Genomic DNA, 16,714 nt, shown 5'->3' on the forward strand with positions numbered 1-16,714 from the left:
CAGCAGACACAGACCTGGAATGTGCAGGCTCTTGCCCTGGGCGTATCCGGCCTCATGGCGGCTGCGCCCCTTGCTTCAAGGAGATGTTCGGATGACGCTTCCCCTGACCATGCAAGCTGCCGTGGTGCGCGCTTTTGGCAAACCGCTGACCATCGAAGAAATGCCGGTCCCCCGCCCGGCCGATGACCAGATCCTGGTGAAGATCGCCGCCTCGGGGGTCTGCCACACCGACCTGCACGCCGCCGAAGGCGACTGGCCAGTCAAACCCCACCCGCCCTTCATTCCCGGCCACGAAGGCGTGGGCCATGTGGCAGCGGTGGGAAAGAACGTCAAGCACGTCAAGGAAGGCGACCGCGTGGGCGTGCCCTGGCTGCACAGTGCCTGCGGCTTCTGCCGGCATTGCATCGGCGGCTGGGAAACGCTGTGCGAATCGCAGACCAACACTGGCTACTCGGTCAACGGCGGCTTTGCCGACTATGCGCTGGCCGACCCCAACTATGTGGGCCACCTGCCGTCGAATGTGAACTTCATCGAGATCGCGCCCGTGCTGTGCGCCGGCGTCACGGTCTACAAGGGCCTGAAGATGACGGAAGCCAAACCCGGCGACTGGGTGGTGATCTCCGGCGTGGGCGGGCTGGGTCACATGGCCGTGCAATACGCCAAGGCCATGGGCTTCAATGTGGCGGCCGTGGACATCGATGACAGCAAGCTGGCACTGGCCCGCAAGCTGGGCGCCACGGTGACGGTCAACGCCAAGAACACCGATCCGGCGGCCTATCTGCAAAAGGAAATCGAGGGGGCGCACGGCGTGCTGGTCACGGCCGTGTCACCCAAGGCCTTCGAGCAGGCGCTGGGCATGGTGCGCCGCGGCGGCACCATTGCGCTCAATGGCCTGCCTCCGGGCGACTTCCCGCTGCCCATCTTCAGCATGGTGCTCAAGGGCATCACGGTGCGCGGCTCCATTGTCGGCACCCGGCTGGACCTGCAGGAGTCGCTGGACTTTGCCGCCCAGGGCAAGGTGAAAGCCACGGTCTCCACCGACAAGCTGGAAAACATCAACGACATCTTTGCCCGCATGCACCAGGGCCAGATCGAAGGCCGGGTGGTGCTGGACATCGCCACCTGAGGCCCGGCTGCAGCGTCAGCAGCGCCTGCACCGCCAGCAGCACCCGCTGGTGGCGGTGCATTCACAGGAGACAACCATGGTCGAGCGTGTCATTGCCACCCCGGCGACGCTGGAGCTGATCGAACTGCTCCGGGCCAAGCACGGGCCGCACCTGTTCTTTCACCAGTCTGGCGGCTGCTGCGACAACAGCGCGGCCAACTGCTATATCGAAGGGGAGCTGACCATCGGCCCCGGCGACGTGCAGTTGGGCACGATCGGCGGCCTGCCGTTCTACATGAGCGTCTCGCAGTTCGCCTACTGGAAACACACCCAGCTCATCATCGACGTGATCGAGACCCACGGCGGCGGCACCTTCTCGCTGGAAGGGCCCGAGGGCAAGGCCTTTCTCACCCGGTCGCGCGTGTTCACCGACGCGGAACTGGCCACGCTGCGGACGTCCGAACCCGGCTGACGCCTGCGCCATGCCACGGTACCGCGCGCACCATGGAGGGTCTTGTTCCACCTCCACACCACCATGCCCTCTCTGCACGCTGTGATCCTTGGCATTGCGCTGGCCCTGGGCCTCGGCGGCAGCCTTGCGGGCAGCCTGGCGGTGGAAGACGCACGCCTGCAGCTGCTGTACCGCCCGGAATCCGCCCCTGCCGCCCAGCCCTTGCGGCCCGTGGCGCTGTCGCCCAACCTCAACCTCACCCCTGAACAGCTGGCCATCGCGGCACGGCGCAGCCAGCTGTCCTTTGCGGCCAAGCTGGAATGCAGCGCCCTCGATACCCGCCTGCCGGTGCTGGAGCGCGCCGTCCGACGCGCCAAACCCGACGTCAAGGCCGAAGCCGAGCACACCCTGTCCCTGGCCCGCCTGCGCTACACGGTGCTGCGCTGCTGAACGCCCCTCCGCATCTGTTCCGCGATTCATCCAATATTCATGTGTGCGACGCACCATACGCGCAGTCTTGGCAGCCGCGCCCCCATTCTGGAGGCGTGCTGCCCCCGCAATCACGTCCGCAGACCATCGCTGCGGGCAGGAGAAAACGATGTATCCCGTAGGCTTTCCGCTGTGGCGCTGGTGCGGCCGCCAAGGTGCAGTCCTGTTGTTGCGTGTGCAGGTTCAGCGGAATTCCGATACCGGCTGTTACAGCGCCACCAGCAGCTGCTTGCCCGGCCTGCTGGTGCGCGCCCGCACGCGCGAAGGCCTGATCTCCCGCGTCTACGCCTGCGCCGAACTGCTGCTGGCCGACGAACTGGGCCAGCCGCTGCGCCAGCAAGCGCTGATTGCCTGGGATGGAGTGTTCCAGCACGGCGTACCGGCGCCGGCAGGCTGGCAGCAGCGGGGCTCCCGCAGCTCCTGGAACTGAATTCCGCACGGGCACGTCCCCTGGGGCTGTCCGGCCATCCAGGGCGGCGATGCGCACCCTGCCCAGAAAAAGCGGTCAGCGCACCGCCACGCGGTAGCATGGAGGCACAACCTGCCACCTGGGCAGGCCAGCCCACCACCGACTCCATGCACTACCTGAACCAAGCCGCCGGCGGTCTGATGCCGGACAGCGTGCTCCACGCCGTCTCCCACTACATGCAACGCGAGCAGGCGCTGGGCGCCTACATTGCCTCCCAGCAGGTGCAGCCCCAGCTCCAGCAGCTCTATGCCCGGCTGGCCGAACTGCTGCACTGCCAGCCCGCCGACATCGCACTGACCACCGGCAACACCCACGGCTGGTGCGCCGTCGTGGGTGCGCTGCCGCTGGAGGCCGGTGACCGCGTGCTGGTCACCCCCGGGGAATGGGGCGGCAACTACGCCATGCTGCGCCAGCTGCAGGCGCGCACCGGCTGCGTGGTCGAGGAAATGCCTTGCACGCCCGGCGGTGCACTGGACATGGCGGCGCTGCAGGCCTCGGTGGATGCGCGCGTCAAGCTGGTCGCCCTCACCTGGGTTCCCGCCAACGGCTGCACGGTGTATGACGCCGTTGCCCTGGGCCAGCTCTGCGCCCGCCACGGCATTCCCTACATCGTGGACGCGGCCCAGGCACTGGGCCATATCCCCGTGGATGTCCAGGCGCTGCAGTGCGATGCGCTGACGGCCCCCGGCCGCAAATGGCTGTGCGGCCCACGCGGCACGGGGCTGGTGTACCTGAAACCCGGTTTTGCTGCCCGGCTGCAGCCCATGACGGTGGACCATGTGTCCTGCCCCATCACGCCCACCGGCCCGGTGCTGCGCCAGGATGCGCGGGTGCTGGAGCAGTCGGAAGCCTCCATGGCCCTGCGGCTCGGCCTGCTGGCCGCACTGGATACCGCACAGGCCCAGGGCTGGCCGCAGCGCTTTGCCGCCATTGCCCAACGCGCCACCCAGTTGCGTGCTGCCCTGGCGCAGGTACCGGGATTAAGCGTGCACAGCCTGCCGGATGCGCCTGCGGGCTGCGGCATCGTGCCTTTCACGCTGGAGGGCTGCACCCCGGCCCAGGTACAGCAGGCCCTGCTGGCCCAGGACATCCAGGTGGCCGCCAGCGGCATGGGCTACACCCCGCTGGACATGCAGGCCCGGGGCCTGACCGCCGTGGTGCGCGCCTCGGTGGCCTGGCACACCAGCGAAGCAGACATCGCCGCGCTGGTGTCGGCCTTGCAGCGACTGGCGGCCTCGCACACCGTACCGGCCTGAGCGGCTGCGTGGTCTGGCGCCCGCCGGGCTGCAATCCCTGGACGGCCCCCCTCCAGGGGCCTACACCACCGACTGCACCCAGCGCATGATCTCGCCCGGCGGCATGGCGCCGGAGACGCGGGCGACTTCCTGGCCGCCCTTGAAGACGATCATGGTGGGAATGCTGCGCACGTTGAACGGTGCGGCCACATGGGGGAAGGCCTCCGTGTCCAGCTTGGCAAAGCGCACGGCCGGCTCCATCTGCTGGGCAGCCTGGGCATAGCCCGGGGCCATCATGCGGCAGGGACCGCACCAGGGTGCCCAGAAGTCCACCACCACCGGAATCTGGTTGCGCCCCACCTGCCGGGCAAAGCTGTCGGCGTCCAGTTCAACCGGAGCGCCGGTGAACAGCGGCTGGTGGCAGCTGCCGCAATCGGGCGCGCTGGTCAGTTGTTCCGCCGCCACCCGGTTGGTCTTGTGGCAATGGGGGCAGACGATGTGCAGGGTCTCGGGCGTGGTCATGCGGTTCCTTGTTCCGTGGTCGAAAGCAATGTCTGTAGGTGACGCCGGATGCCGGTTTTGCAAGCCGGGTGGGGCCCAAGCTGCCTTGGACCTCCTCACATCAGCCAGGCCACCAGCTTGACCAGGCTGAACAGCCCCACCGTCAGCAGCACCGAACTGGCGCAGGGCAGAAAAATCTCACGTCCCAGCAGACGCAGGGTGACATCCCCCGGCAGCCGGCCCAGGCCGATCTTGCGCACCCAGCCGGTGGCGCTGTTGACCAGCACCAGCACCATGAACATCAGCAGCATCCAGCGGATCATGGGAGGGGGCTCTCTCTCGCCGTCACAGGCGGTGGGTGCGGTCACCCTGGGCAAAACCGCAGGCCTCCCAGGCCTGCACACCCTTGACCAGTCCGATCACCTTGAACAACTCGCCCATTTCGTGCTCCAGCATCAATTTGAGCGCCGGAGCGCGCTGCGCCAGCGTGAGCTGCTCCAGTTTCTGCTGCAGGCCGCAGTTGATGAGGAAATGCGCCTGGGTGGTGTAGCCCAGCACGTCAAAACCGGCGTCCTGCGCCGCCACGGCGGTGCCGGTGAAGTTGACGTGGGCGGTGATGTCCTTCAGGCCCACCTTGTCCAGCGGATCGCTGTCCACCTGGTGCAGGTGGTGGCAGACCAGCGTGCCCATGTGGCGCTGCGGGTGGTAGTACTCGCTCTCGCCGAAGCCGTAGTCGATGAAAAAGGCCGCACCACGCTGCAACCGCTCGCCCAGCGTGCGGACAAAGGCATCGCCCTGGAGGTGGATCTCGGTCAGGTAGTCGTGCGCGCCCTCGATCTCCAGGGGTGGGCGCAGCTCGGTCAGCCGGTCCTGCCAGGCAAAGCCGGCGCCATCCGCCACCACGCCGCGCTCATGCCAGCGCCCCTGGGTGCGCTGCAGCAGCTGCACCGGCATGGCGTCCAGCACCTCGTTGCCCAGCACCACGCCGCTGAACTGTGCGGGCAAGGCATCCGCCCAATGCACCAGACCGGCAAATTCGGCCAGCGTCTCCTGCTGGCGCGCCCGCAGCGTGCCGGACAGATCGACAATGGTGTAGCGGCGCACGGGCACGCCCTGCGCCCGCAAGGCCAGCAGCACCTGCAACGCCAGCGCGCCGGTGCCGGCACCGAATTCCCACAGTTCGTCGGTACCGGTCCTGGCCAGCGCCTCGGCCAGCTGTACGGCCAGCAACTGGCCGAAAATGGGGGACAGTTCGGGCGCGGTCACGAAATCGCTGCCCGACTGGGGCATCTGGCCGAACTTGGCGCGGTCGTTGGCGTAATAGCCCAGGCCCGGCTGGTACAGCGCCAGCGCCATGAACCGGTCGAACGGCAGCCAGCCGCCCTGCTGGGCCATGGCGTTTTGGATGTGCGACGCCAGGGCGCCCGGTAAACTTTCGGAGCTTTCCATCATGCAGGTCTCTTCCCGACGGAAGACCTGGGTCTTCCACCTTCAATGTATGCCTTGTGAGCGACGCTGCCTCTACCAACCAACTGGGTCTTTCGAGTGAATTGCTGCGCTGGCTGCGCCTGCTGGTGCTGCCGTTGTGGGCGCGCGTCGTCATCTTCGGGTTGATGATTGTCGTCGTTGTCGGCGGCCTGACCATGCTGGCCTACGGGCTTTGGGCACAAAAAGACGATATGGCCTCGCGCGCCATGCAGCTCATCACCCTGTCACTGCCGGTGCTGGTGGTCGTGCTGGCCCTGGTTTTCGGCCAGAACAGCGACGCCAAGCTGCTGGGCCTGACCCACCAGCTGCTGGGCAAGGATTTTCCTCGCACCCTGGGCCAGCAGTTGCATGAGCGCGTGCAGCTGGGCGACCCTGTCCTGGGCCCGCTGTCCCACACCCTGCAGGGCGCCGAAGCCGAGGGCTACCTGCTCAACCCCAGCCCCGGCAAGCTGCAGTGCGCCGACGGCAGCGACTGCCAGGCGCTGATCCTCTACCGCAGCCTGCCCAAGGATTTCCTGCTGGAGCCGGCACAGCGCCTGTATTTCATCCAGGATCTGTCCTTCTTCATGGCCGGCGTCTGGCACGCGCTGCACACGAAAGCCCCCCGCACATGACACCCTGGGTTCTGATCACCGGCGGCGGCCTGCGCCTGGGCCGCGAATTCTGTCTGGCCTTTGCCCGCGCCGGCTGGAACGTGGCCTGCCACTACCTGCGCAGCAGCGAGGCGGCCGAGGCCACCTGCACCGAGCTGCGCGCCCTGGGCGTGCAGGCCGTGGCCCTGCAGGCGGATCTGGCCGACCGCGCCGCCCTGCCCGCTCTGCTGGATGCCTTCACCGCTTCCACCGGCACCCTGCCCACGGCCCTGGTCAACAGTGCCTCCACCTTCGAGCCCGACAGCGCCCAGGACTTTCACCTGGACTGGGGCCGGGTTGACCGCCAGCTGCACACCAACACGCTGGCACCGCTGTCCCTGGCCGGCGAATGGGCGGTGCGCCTGGGCCAGACACCGCTGGCCGGCACCCACAGCCCGGTCGCCATCCATGTGCTGGACCAGAAGGTGCACAACCTCAACCCCGACTACTTCTCCTACACCCTGAGCAAGCTGGCGCTGGAGCGGGCCGTGGTGCTGCAGGCCCAGGCGCTGGCGCCCGCCGTGCGGGTGGTGGGCCTGTCACCGGGACTGATGTACCCCAGCGGCCCGCAGAGCGAAGCCAATTACCAGCGCGCTGCCCGCGTCAACCTGCTGCGCCGCCCGCTGGCGGCAGCCGATGTGGCGCGCACGGCGGTATTCCTGGCCGAAAACCCGGCCATCACGGGCGTATCCCTCAGCGTGGACAATGGTCAGCATCTGGTGCCGCTGGAGCGCGACGTGATGTTCATGGTCCACAACGGCGCCTGAGCACCGCCAGAGGCACCCACGCCCACTTTTTCACTATTTCCCCATGACCTCGCCATTTCCCAGCCCGCACGCTGTTTCCGCCTTGCTGGCACAATGCCGCCGGCTGTTTCTGCGCGGCCTGCAGGTGCAGGCGTCCATCGGCATCCATGGTTTCGAACGCGAAGCGCCCCAGCGCATGCGCTTTGACATCGATCTGTACGTGCCGCTGCACACCAGCACGCCGCAGCGCGATGCCATCGAGGAAGTGGTGGACTACGACTTTGTGCGCCAAGTGGTGCACCGGGCCGTGGGCCAGGGACACATCGGGCTGCAGGAAACCCTGGGCGATGCCATCCTGGACGCGCTGCTGGCCCACCCCGGTGTGGTGGCCGCCCGCGTGGCCACCAGCAAACCCGATGTATACCCCGACTGCGAGGCCGTGGGCGTGGAGACCTTCCGTCTGCGCCCGGACGCTGCAGCGCTTTTAACCGAAGCACAACCATGACCCACGCTGCGACAGGCAGCCAGACGCTGACCCTCACCGGCCTGCGTTTCAACGCCAATCTGGGCATTCTGGCCCACGAGAAAACCGCGCCCCAGCCGATTCAGGTGGACGCGGAGCTGAACCTGGGCCCCCAGCCGCTGCGCCCGCAGGACGATGACATCACCCATGTGCTGGACTACCGCAAGGTGCGCCAGATCATCATCGACGAGTGCACCGCCGAGCATGTGAACCTGCTCGAGAGCCTGATCGGCAAGCTGGCCCAGCGCCTGATGCTGCTGCCCGGCGTGTACGGCGTGCGCGTGAAGATTGCAAAACTGGAAATTTTTGACGACTGCGAAGTGGCCATTCGCATCGAAACCGGACAATGGTGACCCCCATGAATGCTGTGACTGACAACCCCTGGATTGCCGAAGAACCCGCGGCAGACGAAACCACCGCCGCCGACGCCAAGCCCGGCAAGATCAAGATCGAACGCGAACAGATCAAGCTGGAAAAGCGCCTGTGCCGCGAAGTGGGCAAGGCCATCACCGACTTCAACATGATTGAAGAAGGCGACAAGATCATGGTCTGCATGTCCGGCGGCAAGGACAGCTACACGCTGCTGGACATCCTGCGCAAGCTGCAAAAGCGCGCGCCGGTGAAGTTCGACCTGGTGGCCGTGAACCTGGACCAGAAGCAGCCCGGCTTCCCCGACCACATCCTGCCCGAGTACTTCAAGTCCATCGGCGTGGACTACCACATCGAAACCCAGGACACCTACAGCGTGGTCAAGCGCGTGGTGCCCGAGGGCAAGACCACCTGCGGCCTGTGCTCGCGCCTGCGCCGCGCCATCCTGTACAAGGTGGCCGACGAGCTGGGCTGCACCAAGGTGGCGCTGGGCCACCACCGCGACGACATCGTGCAGACGCTGATGCTGAACATGTTCTACGGCGGCCGCATGAAGGGCATGCCCCCGAAGCTGGTCAGTGACGACGGCAAGCATGTGGTGATCCGCCCCATGGCCTATGCGCCCGAGAAGGACACCACCCGCTGGGCGCAGTACCAGAACTTCCCCATCATTCCCTGCAATCTCTGCGGCAGCCAGGACGGCCTGCAGCGTGTGGCCATTGGCGAGATGCTGCGTGAGTGGGACAAGAAGTTCCCCGGTCGCATCGAGAGCATGTTCCGCGCCATGGGCAATATCGTGACCACGCACATGATGGATCCCCAGCTGCACAACTTCAAGGACGCCAAGGCCACTGGCATTGCCGACCCGAATGGCGACATGGCTTTCGACCACGAAGAGCTGCCGACCGCGTCCGCCCTGCCCGGCGGCCTGCAGGTGGTGCAGCTGGGCTGACCGCCCTGTCCCTCTGGGCATGGCCCCGCCTGCCCCGGCATCCAGCCCCGCCCTGCGGGGCTTTTTTGTGCCCGCTGACCTGTACCTGTGCAGCGGCCCGGAACTTGCCAGGCCACAAACGGGTCACAATCTGCATGAAGGCGGCCTGCATGGCCGCCGCACCGACCGGGAGCTTTCTATGTCGCACCACCTTTTGACATCCCGCCGCCTGGCACTGGCCGTCGCAGCAGCCGCCGCGCTGGCACTGGCCGGTTGCGCCTCCGGCCCGCGCGAGATCACCAGCAGCGTCAGCAGCTACTCCACGCTGGCCCAGTTGCCCGTGCCCCCCACCTACCGCATGGAGCTGCTGCCTTCCATGGCCCAGCAACAAAGCTTTGCGCTGATCGAGCGCCAGGCGGAACAGTCGCTGCAGCGTGTGGGCCTGACCCGCGACGAAACCCCGGGCAAGGCCAAGCTGGTGGTCCAGGTGATGGCCGCAGCCAGCTACGGCCGGGCCAACAACTGGCCGTACTACGGCCCGCCCGGCCCGATGTTTGGCTGGGGCCTGGGCTATGGCGGCCGCTGGGGCGGCGGCATGGGCATGAGCTGGATGATGGACGCGCCCCCCATGGTGTACTACCGCTCCGTCAAGCTGGTGATGCGCGACCAGCAGACCCAGAAAATCGTCTACGAGACCTCGGCCGCCTATGACGAGGTCTGGACCGACGACCGCGTGATCTACAGCGTGCTGTTCGACGCCGCGCTGACCGGCTTCCCCCATCCGCCCCAGGGCGACCGCGCGGTGCGCTCCACCATCCAGCAGCTGCCAGCCAACCAGGCCCCGGAGGCAACCGGGGCTGCCGCCACACCGGCAAGTGCTACACCCGCCACCGCGCCGCGCAGCACACCGTGAACGCGCGCGGCGCACAGGGAGCCGATGAGGCCCCGGACGTACTGGCTGCCGACGCCGCCACCGCAGCCTGTTCCGAAGCATTTGCGGGCTACCGCCTGCCGGGTCAGCTGCGCCCCGCCGGGGCGGCAGCCGACTGCCCGCTGCTGGCCCTGCACGGTGCGCGCTCCAATCTCCAGCGCCTGAACGGCCTGCTGGCACCGCTGCAGCAGCTGGGCGTGGGCAGCCTGGCCCCCAGCCTGTCCGGCCACGGGCCGGATTCGCCGATGCCGGTAGAGCAGACATCGCTGGCCCACAACCTGCAGGAAGCGCTGCGCTTTGCCGCGCGCTTGGGACCGCAACTGCGCATGGTCTACGGCTCCAGCATGGGCGGCGCACTGGCCATGCGCGTGGCCGAACACCATGCCGACCAGATCCAGGTGCTGGCCCTGTGCGGCCCGGCGCTGTACCCGGAAGCCGCCTGGAGCGCCCCCCACTTTGGCGCCCCGTTCCGGGAGGCGATCTCCACCCCCTTCGGCTTTCTGCAGTCGCGCTCGCTGGACTTTGTGCGCCGGTTTGCCGGCCGGCTGCTGCTGATCCAGGGCGAATGGGATGGCCTGCAGGCCACGGCCCACGGTGCCCCGGCCGGCCGCGCCGCCGGAGAAACCACGCTGCAGCGGCCCGATGGCAGCCACCACACCGTGTGGAGTCCCATCCCCGCCGAGGTGTTCAGCGCCCTGGCCGATGCCGCCGGCGCCCGCCTGCAGCACATCGTGCTGGAAGGGGCCGACCACCGCGTGGCCGCCCACCTGCAGCAGCACCCGGCCGTGGCCCGCACCCTGGCGGGCCTGATGCAGCAGGCGCTGCACGCCCCGCAGCCCGACCAGGGGCCGCGCAGACTGCGCATCGACCTGCGCGGCCAGTTGCGGCCTGCGTGATCGCTGCCGGCGGCGCCGGCAGGAGGCGCTACCAGCCGCACGGTTGCGCGGTGCACGCCACGCACTCGGCTACCATCCACCGCCATGCCTCTGGACACCGCCGACTTCCCCGCCGATCTGCTGGCCCTGCTGCGCCATCCCCTGTCCTGCGCCGATGCACAGGAAACCATCGCCACCTTCTTCGCCCGCCCCGCGCTGGCCACGCTCTACCAGCGGGCCCGCGATCCCTTGCACACCGCATCCATCCTGCAAGGCTGCGCCACCCTGCTGCCCGAGCTGCCGCCCCAGCGCGCGGCCATGCTGGCCCTGATGTGCGGCACTCTGGTGGAGGACGATGCCGACCCGCGCGTGCTGTTCCCGGTGGCCCTGGACCTGCTGTACCGCTGGCTGCAGCAGTTGCAACCCTACTGCGCCGAAGCGGTGGAAGAGGACGACACGGAGCCCCCCGACCCCGCGGCGCTGCAGGCCTGGGAAGATGCCCAGGCACAGATGGCCGCCGTCCCCCGCGACCAGCGCTGGGAAGTAGAGCTGCTGCACCAGGCGGCCGACCTGCTGGTGCTGCCGCTGATGACCATGGTTCTGCGCGATCGGCGCAACCATGCCGATTTTCTGGCCCACAGCGCACTGCAAGCACTGCTGGCCACCCTGCACCGCAGCGACAGCCTGCCGTTCGAGCAGCTGTACTACCTGGTGCTGGCCGCCGACATCAGCTACGAGGACGCGCTGGCCGTGGTGCTGCCAGCATCGGGCACGGGCTTCATCGCCCGCGTGCATGCCGCCAACAACGGCTTTCATGCGTTTTCGATGCTGCAACGGCTGATCCGCCACCACGGCCAGGCACTGCGCGTGCGCCCGGAGATCTGGGACGCCGCAGACGCTGCATCCGACGCATCCGATGGCGCCCCGACTGCCGATATGGACAGCGATGTAGACGGCGATGTGGACGACGACGCCGACTCGGACACCGCGGCCTTCCAGTGGCTGCAGGCCACGGCCTATGCCGGGGGCCAATTGGTCAATCCCATGGCCTGGGCCTGGGGCGAAGCCCCGTTGCGCAGCTTTGCCTCCCGCCAGGGCCTGCGCGTGCTGATCGCGCTGGACGGCGAAGGCGGCTGCAGCCGCCGCTGGTCCGGTTTCACCAGCGCCTGCCACGCCGCGCAGGATCCGCATGTGGAGTTCCAGCGCTACCTCACCCCCCAGGAAGTGGCAGCCCTGCTCGACTGAGCGGCGGCCGTCCGGGGCCAAGCACCGCTGCGCCCGGCCCTGGCGTGCCCGGACACCCGCGCGCGCGGGAACTCACAAACTGTGACAACGGCGTTGCAATCTTCCACATTTGCGGCATGACGTCGCCCTGGCCGCGTGCTACCTTGCAGTCCTCGCCCGCGCCGAGCCTCCGCTCCCACCACCTTGCCGGGCGCTGCTGCAAAGGACACACCATGAGAACCGCATTTGCCACCGCCTTGCTGACCGCCACCCTCGCCGCCGCCACCCTGCCCGCCCAGGCCGCAGGCTGGGGCGATGCACTGCGCGACGGTGCCTCCAAGCTGGGCAGTGGCTCGGGTAGCGCAGCCAGCGAAGGCAGCAGCTCCGGTCTGGGCGGGCTGCTGGGCGGCAACAGCGGCAGCACTGGCAGTGCGGCCGGACTGTCGGCCCTGGGGCTGGGCGGCCTGACCGGATCGGGCACGGCCAGCAATGCCGCCGGCGTGATCACCTACTGCATGAAGAACAACTACCTGAACGCCGACAAGGCCAGCCAGGTGAAAGACCAGCTGCTGGGCAAGCTGGGCCTGGGCCAGAAGGAAGAGCCCAAGGACCAGGGCTACCAGAACGGCCTGATGGGCATGGTCACCGGTTCGGACGGCAAGAGCTTCAGCCTGGACAAGGTCAAGAGCAACGTGAAGGAAAAAGCCTGCGACTTTGTGCTGAACAATGCCCAGTCACTGCTCTGAATCTCGCAGCGCTGGCGCAGACCACAGCGCCAGCGCTGCCGGATGGCGCCAGAGGAACCAAAGGCTTGCCTACGGCAAGCCTTTTTTCATGGCCGCGTACCGCCCCGGGGCTCAGCCCGGGTAGCGCCCCAGCACCAGCGAGGCATTGACACCGCCAAAGCCAAAACCGTTGAGCAGCGCATGCGCCATGGCCACCGGCCGTGCCTGGCCACGCACCAGGTCCATGCCCTCAGCCCAGGCATCGGGCTGCGCCAGATTCAGCAGCGGTGGCACGGTCTGGTCGCGCAGCGCGAGCACGGTGAACACACTGGCCACGCCCCCAGCCGCCCCCAGCAAATGCCCGATGGCGGATTTGGTGGCGGTGATGGCCGGCCCCTGGCCTTGCACCATGGCGGCGCCAAACAGGGTCCGGATGGCCGCCAGCTCGCCCCGGTCCCCCACCGGGGTGGACGTGGCATGGGCGTTCAGGTGCTGGATCTGCCCAGGCTGCAGACCGGCCTGGGCCAGCGCCGCCTGCATGGCCCGCAACGCACCTTCCCCGCTCTCGGGGCCGGCGGTGATGTGGTAGGCGTCGGCCGAGGTGCCGTAGCCCAGCACTTCGGCCAGCGGCTGGGCACCACGGGCCAGTGCATGCTCCAGCGACTCCAGCACCAGCATGCCGGCACCCTCGCCCATCACAAAGCCGTCCCGTGCTGCATCGAAGGGGCGCGAGGCCTTTTCAGGCTGGTCGTTGAAGCCGCTGGACAGCGCCTTGGCCGCCGCAAAGCCGCCCAGGCTGACCCGGTCGATACAGGCTTCGCTGCCGCCGCACAAGGCCACATCGGCCTCGCCCGCCCGGATCAGCCGCGCCGCATCGCCCACGGCCTGAATGCTGGCCGCACAGGCGGTGACGGGCGCGCCAATCGGTCCCTTGAAACCATGGCGTATCGACACCTGACCGGCCGCCAGGTTCACCAGAAACGACGGCACCGTGAAGGGCGACAACCGCCCCGGTCCCCGGGTGTCGGTGGTGCGCACAGCGTCGGCAATCGCCCCGAAGCCGCCAATGCCGGATGCAATCACCGTGGCCGTGCGCTGCCGCGCCACCTCGTCCTGCGGGTGCCAGCCGGCCTGGGCCAGCGCCTGGTCCGCCGCCCCGAGTGCGAACGTGATGAAGCGGTCCATGCGCCGCTGGTCCTTGGCCGACACCACGGCATCGGCGTTCCAGCCCCCTTCGGGGTCTTCTTCCAGACCCGGGACGCGTCCGCCGATGCGGGTGTCGATGCCGTCGCACACGGCCGCATCCAGCGCACGGATGCCGGACTGCCCGGCCTGCAGACGCTGCCAGGCCAGCTCCACGCCACAGCCCAGGGGCGAGACCAGCCCCAGGCCGGTAATCACGACGCGGCGGCTCATGCCCGGCCTCCGGCCAGCATCGGCGCCACAAGCGGCAGGGCAATGGAGAGGGAAAACTGCTTCATGGTAGGCAGCCGGGAAGCCCGGCACTTATGATGAGAGGCATCATCATAATTGTTTTGATGATTAGCATCATCTAAAACCATGAAAGTATCCAAGGCACAAGCTGCAGAGAACCGCGCCGGCATCGTCGATGCCGCCGCCCGCCTGTACCGGGAGCACGGGTTGGCCGGCGTCGGCGTGGCCGACATCACCCGCGACGCCGGCCTGACCCACGGCGGGCTGTACCGCCATTTCGAGTCCAAGGATGCCTTGGCGCGCGAGGCCTGCCTGCGGGCCTTCGACTGGACCATCACGCCGTTGGAGGCGCTGGACACACCGCGCGCTGACGCCGGGCCCGAGCAGTTGCTGCAGTCCCTGGTGGACAGCTACCTGTCCACCACCCACCGCGACCACCCTGGCAACGGCTGCCCTGCTGCGGCGCTGGCCGTGGATGCGGCCCGCGCCGGGCCGGAGATGTCAGCGGTGTTTGCCCAGGGCGTGGAGCAGAACATCCAGCGCTTTGCCCGCGCCCTGATGCCTGCCAGCGCACGCGACCAACGCCCTGCCACGCCCGAGGAACGCGCACGCACCATCACCATGCTGTCCAGCATGGTGGGCGCATTGGTGCTGGCACGCGCCACGGCGGCCGGCAACCCGGCGCTGTCCGAAGAAATCCTGACCACGCTGCGCACGCAGCTCGTCAACCCCGAGGCCGCCACACAGGACAGAGCACAGGACTGACCCCGCGCGGCGCTGCAGCCGCAGGCCGGTGCCTCGTTGGAGGGGGCGCTGGCAGCGGTGCCCGTCCATGACGGGCACCGGGTTCAGGCATGCACGTGGGCAATGTCCGGAATCGCCGCCATCAGCTCGCGGGTGTAGGCATGCTGCGGGGCGTCGAGCACGGCAGCGGCCTCACCGGCTTCCACCAGCTTGCCGCGCTGCATCACGCCGATGTCGTCGCACATGTGGCGGATCACCGCCAGGTTGTGGCTGATGAGCAGATAGGTCAGGCCGAACTCGTCCTGCAGATCGCGCATCAGGTTCAGCACCTGGGCCTGCACCGACACGTCCAGCGCGGACGTGGGCTCATCGCAGATGATGAATTCCGGCTGGCTGGCCAGGGCACGCGCCACAGCGATGCGCTGGCGTTGCCCGCCGGAGAACTGGTGCGGGTACTTCTTGGCGTCGTCCGGCTTCATGCGCACGCGGCGCAGCGCCTCCTGCACGCGTGCAGCGGTTTCGTCCTTGTTGCGGGTGATGCCCAGCACCTGCAGTGGCTCGGCAATCAGCTCCTCCACCGTCCAACGGGGGTTCAGGCTGGCATACGGGTCCTGGAAGATCATCTGGAAACGCCGGCGCATGGCCACGGTCTGGGCCGCAGGGCTCCACTTGTCCACGCCGTCGAACAGGATGGTGCCGCGCGTGGGCGGCGTCAGTCCCGCCACCATGCGCGCCACGGTGGATTTGCCCGAGCCGGACTCCCCCACCAGGCCAAACGTCGTGCCCTTGCGGATGCTGAAGGACACACCGTCTACGGCCTTGAGGATCTTCTTCTCCTCGCGCGCCAGCAGCCGGGCCAGCCAGCCGCTGGACAGGTCGTAGTCCTTGCCCAGGTTCTGCACCTCCAGCAGCGGCTTCGCGCCCACGGTATCGGCAGCGCTCGCCTTGGGCGTCCACGGCACGGCGGCCGGCACCGGACCACCGCCCACTTCGGGCACCGGCAGGCGCACCACGCGCTGGTGCACGCTGGGAATGGCCGCCATCAGCACCTGGGTGTAGGGCTCGTGCGGCGCATCCAGCACCTGGCGCACGGGGCCGGTCTCCAGCACACGGCCCTGGTACATCACCATCACACGGTCGGCCGTCTCGGCGATCACGCCCATATCGTGGGTGATCAGCATGGCTGCGGCACCGCGCTCCTTGCAGACCTTGCGCAGCAAGGCAATGATCTGTGCCTGCACGGACACGTCGAGCGCCGTGGTGGGCTCGTCGGCAATGATCAGCTCGGGCTCGGCGCACAGCGCCAGCGCAATCGCCACCCGCTGGCGCATGCCGCCAGAAAACTGGTGCGGGTACTGCGCCAGGCGTTCCTTGGCATGGGGAATCTCCACTTCCTCCAGCAGCGCCAGCGCGCGGGCCTCGGCCTCTTTCTCGCTGACGGGCAAATGGGTGCGGATGGTTTCCACCAGGTGCCGGCCCACGGTGTAGACCGGGTTCAGGCTGGTCAGCGGGTCCTGGAAGATGGTGCCGATGCGCTTGCCGCGGATGCGCCGCAGGTCTTCGCCGGTGAGCTGGTCGATGCGCTGACCGAACAGCTCGACCGTGCCGCCGGAGATGCGGCCCGGCGGTTCGATCAAGCCGGTGACGGCCGAGCCGGTCATGGACTTGCCTGCGCCCGATTCGCCCACCACGCCCAGGATTTCGCCGCGCGCAATGTCGAAGGACACGTCGTGCAGCACATGCACCGGGCCCTTGTAGGTATCGAAGGTGACGCTGAGGTGGCGCACCCGCAGCACGGGCACATCACCGTCAGCCACGGTAGGGATGGTGTCAGTGGTCATG

The 16,714-nt window shown here is 68.1% G+C and carries 21 protein-coding genes; 15 read left to right on the forward strand and 6 right to left on the reverse strand.

Annotated features, from left to right (window positions below; translation table 11 throughout):
- Positions 1–91 precede the first annotated feature (91 nt).
- The 5 genes from adhP (at position 92) to CT3_RS18720 (ending at position 3,770) form a co-directional block, all read left to right on the forward strand.
- Complete coding sequence (gene adhP / locus CT3_RS18705) at positions 92–1,126, forward strand: alcohol dehydrogenase AdhP (RefSeq protein ID WP_066541022.1); 1,035 nt, start codon at positions 92–94, stop codon at positions 1,124–1,126.
- A 76-nt stretch (positions 1,127–1,202) separates the two neighbouring features.
- The gene (locus CT3_RS18710) at positions 1,203–1,577 is read left to right on the forward strand and encodes a DUF779 domain-containing protein (RefSeq protein WP_066541024.1); all 375 of its coding nucleotides are present in this window, start codon (positions 1,203–1,205) and stop codon (positions 1,575–1,577) included.
- A gap of 63 nt (positions 1,578–1,640) precedes the next feature.
- The gene (locus CT3_RS18715; RefSeq protein ID WP_127446162.1) at positions 1,641–2,006 is read left to right on the forward strand and encodes a hypothetical protein; all 366 of its coding nucleotides are present in this window, start codon (positions 1,641–1,643) and stop codon (positions 2,004–2,006) included.
- Positions 2,007–2,274: 268 nt separating this feature from the next.
- Positions 2,275–2,475, forward strand: coding sequence for a hypothetical protein (locus CT3_RS21495; protein WP_172591764.1), 201 nt, complete (start codon positions 2,275–2,277; stop codon positions 2,473–2,475).
- A gap of 98 nt (positions 2,476–2,573) precedes the next feature.
- A complete protein-coding gene (locus CT3_RS18720) occupies positions 2,574–3,770 on the forward strand; it encodes an aminotransferase class V-fold PLP-dependent enzyme (RefSeq protein WP_066541030.1) in 1,197 nt (398 codons plus the stop codon).
- 60 nt (positions 3,771–3,830) lie between these two features.
- On the opposite strand, the gene trxC is transcribed toward CT3_RS18720, so the two are convergent.
- From trxC to CT3_RS18735, 3 genes are all read right to left on the reverse strand, one after another.
- A complete protein-coding gene (gene trxC, locus CT3_RS18725; RefSeq protein ID WP_066541032.1) occupies positions 3,831–4,271 on the reverse strand; it encodes a thioredoxin TrxC in 441 nt (146 codons plus the stop codon).
- A 95-nt stretch (positions 4,272–4,366) separates the two neighbouring features.
- Entirely contained in the window at positions 4,367–4,573 is a 207-nt protein-coding gene (locus CT3_RS18730; protein ID WP_066541035.1) for a DUF2905 domain-containing protein, read from the reverse strand.
- A 22-nt stretch (positions 4,574–4,595) separates the two neighbouring features.
- Positions 4,596–5,645, reverse strand: a complete 1,050-nt coding sequence (locus CT3_RS18735; RefSeq protein ID WP_225608877.1) for a class I SAM-dependent methyltransferase — start codon at positions 5,643–5,645, stop codon at positions 4,596–4,598.
- Positions 5,646–5,755: 110 nt separating this feature from the next.
- Here CT3_RS18735 and CT3_RS18740 point away from each other — a divergent pair, with 110 nt between their 5' ends.
- From CT3_RS18740 to CT3_RS18780, 9 genes are all read left to right on the forward strand, one after another.
- Positions 5,756–6,352, forward strand: a complete 597-nt coding sequence (locus tag CT3_RS18740) for a hypothetical protein (RefSeq protein WP_127446163.1) — start codon at positions 5,756–5,758, stop codon at positions 6,350–6,352.
- Positions 6,349–7,137, forward strand: a complete 789-nt coding sequence (locus CT3_RS18745) for an SDR family oxidoreductase (protein WP_066541039.1) — start codon at positions 6,349–6,351, stop codon at positions 7,135–7,137. The genes CT3_RS18740 and CT3_RS18745 overlap by 4 nt, the downstream gene beginning before the upstream one ends.
- 43 nt (positions 7,138–7,180) lie before the next feature.
- Positions 7,181–7,621: a dihydroneopterin aldolase gene (locus CT3_RS18750; RefSeq protein WP_066541040.1), complete on the forward strand. Its 441-nt coding sequence runs from the start codon at positions 7,181–7,183 to the stop codon at positions 7,619–7,621.
- Positions 7,618–7,992: a dihydroneopterin aldolase gene (locus CT3_RS18755; protein ID WP_066541042.1), complete on the forward strand. Its 375-nt coding sequence runs from the start codon at positions 7,618–7,620 to the stop codon at positions 7,990–7,992. The genes CT3_RS18750 and CT3_RS18755 overlap by 4 nt, the downstream gene beginning before the upstream one ends.
- On the forward strand, positions 7,986–8,960 hold the full coding sequence (gene ttcA, locus CT3_RS18760) for a tRNA 2-thiocytidine(32) synthetase TtcA (RefSeq protein ID WP_066541044.1): 975 nt from the start codon (positions 7,986–7,988) through the stop codon (positions 8,958–8,960). The genes CT3_RS18755 and ttcA overlap by 7 nt, the downstream gene beginning before the upstream one ends.
- A 178-nt stretch (positions 8,961–9,138) precedes the next feature.
- On the forward strand, positions 9,139–9,852 hold the full coding sequence (locus CT3_RS18765) for a DUF4136 domain-containing protein (protein WP_225608860.1): 714 nt from the start codon (positions 9,139–9,141) through the stop codon (positions 9,850–9,852).
- A complete protein-coding gene (locus CT3_RS18770; protein WP_066541046.1) occupies positions 9,849–10,766 on the forward strand; it encodes an alpha/beta hydrolase in 918 nt (305 codons plus the stop codon). The genes CT3_RS18765 and CT3_RS18770 overlap by 4 nt, the downstream gene beginning before the upstream one ends.
- Positions 10,767–10,850: 84 nt before the next feature.
- Positions 10,851–11,990: a hypothetical protein gene (locus CT3_RS18775; protein ID WP_066541048.1), complete on the forward strand. Its 1,140-nt coding sequence runs from the start codon at positions 10,851–10,853 to the stop codon at positions 11,988–11,990.
- Positions 11,991–12,202: 212 nt separating this feature from the next.
- Positions 12,203–12,715 (forward strand): YjjA family protein, encoded by a 513-nt coding sequence (locus tag CT3_RS18780; RefSeq protein WP_066541050.1) that lies wholly within the window; start codon positions 12,203–12,205, stop codon positions 12,713–12,715.
- 111 nt (positions 12,716–12,826) lie between these two features.
- Here CT3_RS18780 and fabF read toward each other — a convergent pair whose 3' ends face one another.
- On the reverse strand, positions 12,827–14,110 hold the full coding sequence (gene fabF, locus CT3_RS18785) for a beta-ketoacyl-ACP synthase II (protein WP_066541054.1): 1,284 nt from the start codon (positions 14,108–14,110) through the stop codon (positions 12,827–12,829).
- On the reverse strand, positions 14,107–14,256 hold the full coding sequence (locus tag CT3_RS21500; protein ID WP_172591763.1) for a hypothetical protein: 150 nt from the start codon (positions 14,254–14,256) through the stop codon (positions 14,107–14,109). Before CT3_RS21500 ends, fabF begins: the two co-directional genes overlap by 4 nt.
- Here CT3_RS21500 and CT3_RS18790 point away from each other — a divergent pair.
- On the forward strand, positions 14,255–14,893 hold the full coding sequence (locus tag CT3_RS18790) for a TetR/AcrR family transcriptional regulator (protein WP_066541061.1): 639 nt from the start codon (positions 14,255–14,257) through the stop codon (positions 14,891–14,893). The genes CT3_RS21500 and CT3_RS18790 overlap by 2 nt on opposite strands.
- Positions 14,894–14,976: 83 nt before the next feature.
- Here the strand turns inward: CT3_RS18790 and CT3_RS18795 are convergent, their stop codons facing one another.
- Positions 14,977–16,713, reverse strand: coding sequence for an ABC transporter ATP-binding protein (locus CT3_RS18795; RefSeq protein WP_066541537.1), 1,737 nt, complete (start codon positions 16,711–16,713; stop codon positions 14,977–14,979).
- Position 16,714: the final 1 nt, after the last annotated feature.

Origin of the sequence: Comamonas terrigena NBRC 13299, from assembly GCF_006740045.1 — a bacterium.
In the GTDB taxonomy this organism is placed as follows: Bacteria; Pseudomonadota; Gammaproteobacteria; order Burkholderiales; family Burkholderiaceae_C; genus Comamonas; species Comamonas terrigena.

What these genes read in the sequence shown, in the direction of transcription:
- CT3_RS18755 (WP_066541042.1), top strand. Translation starts at nt 7,618, where the DNA reads ATGACCCACGCTGCGACAGGCAGCCAGACGCTGACCCTCACCGGCCTG.
- CT3_RS18750 (WP_066541040.1), top strand. Translation starts at nt 7,181, where the DNA reads ATGACCTCGCCATTTCCCAGCCCGCACGCTGTTTCCGCCTTGCTGGCA.
- CT3_RS18775 (WP_066541048.1), top strand. Translation starts at nt 10,851, where the DNA reads ATGCCTCTGGACACCGCCGACTTCCCCGCCGATCTGCTGGCCCTGCTG.
- fabF (WP_066541054.1), bottom strand. Translation starts at nt 14,110, where the DNA reads ATGAGCCGCCGCGTCGTGATTACCGGCCTGGGGCTGGTCTCGCCCCTG.
- adhP (WP_066541022.1), top strand. Translation starts at nt 92, where the DNA reads ATGACGCTTCCCCTGACCATGCAAGCTGCCGTGGTGCGCGCTTTTGGC.
- CT3_RS18780 (WP_066541050.1), top strand. Translation starts at nt 12,203, where the DNA reads ATGAGAACCGCATTTGCCACCGCCTTGCTGACCGCCACCCTCGCCGCC.
- CT3_RS18720 (WP_066541030.1), top strand. Translation starts at nt 2,574, where the DNA reads ATGGAGGCACAACCTGCCACCTGGGCAGGCCAGCCCACCACCGACTCC.
- CT3_RS18790 (WP_066541061.1), top strand. Translation starts at nt 14,255, where the DNA reads ATGAAAGTATCCAAGGCACAAGCTGCAGAGAACCGCGCCGGCATCGTC.
- CT3_RS18710 (WP_066541024.1), top strand. Translation starts at nt 1,203, where the DNA reads ATGGTCGAGCGTGTCATTGCCACCCCGGCGACGCTGGAGCTGATCGAA.
- CT3_RS18765 (WP_225608860.1), top strand. Translation starts at nt 9,139, where the DNA reads ATGTCGCACCACCTTTTGACATCCCGCCGCCTGGCACTGGCCGTCGCA.
- CT3_RS21500 (WP_172591763.1), bottom strand. Translation starts at nt 14,256, where the DNA reads ATGGTTTTAGATGATGCTAATCATCAAAACAATTATGATGATGCCTCT.
- CT3_RS18745 (WP_066541039.1), top strand. Translation starts at nt 6,349, where the DNA reads ATGACACCCTGGGTTCTGATCACCGGCGGCGGCCTGCGCCTGGGCCGC.
- CT3_RS18735 (WP_225608877.1), bottom strand. Translation starts at nt 5,645, where the DNA reads ATGGCCCAGCAGGGCGGCTGGCTGCCGTTCGACCGGTTCATGGCGCTG.
- CT3_RS18795 (WP_066541537.1), bottom strand. Translation starts at nt 16,713, where the DNA reads ATGACCACTGACACCATCCCTACCGTGGCTGACGGTGATGTGCCCGTG.
- trxC (WP_066541032.1), bottom strand. Translation starts at nt 4,271, where the DNA reads ATGACCACGCCCGAGACCCTGCACATCGTCTGCCCCCATTGCCACAAG.
- ttcA (WP_066541044.1), top strand. Translation starts at nt 7,986, where the DNA reads ATGGTGACCCCCATGAATGCTGTGACTGACAACCCCTGGATTGCCGAA.
- CT3_RS18730 (WP_066541035.1), bottom strand. Translation starts at nt 4,573, where the DNA reads ATGATCCGCTGGATGCTGCTGATGTTCATGGTGCTGGTGCTGGTCAAC.
- CT3_RS18715 (WP_127446162.1), top strand. Translation starts at nt 1,641, where the DNA reads ATGCCCTCTCTGCACGCTGTGATCCTTGGCATTGCGCTGGCCCTGGGC.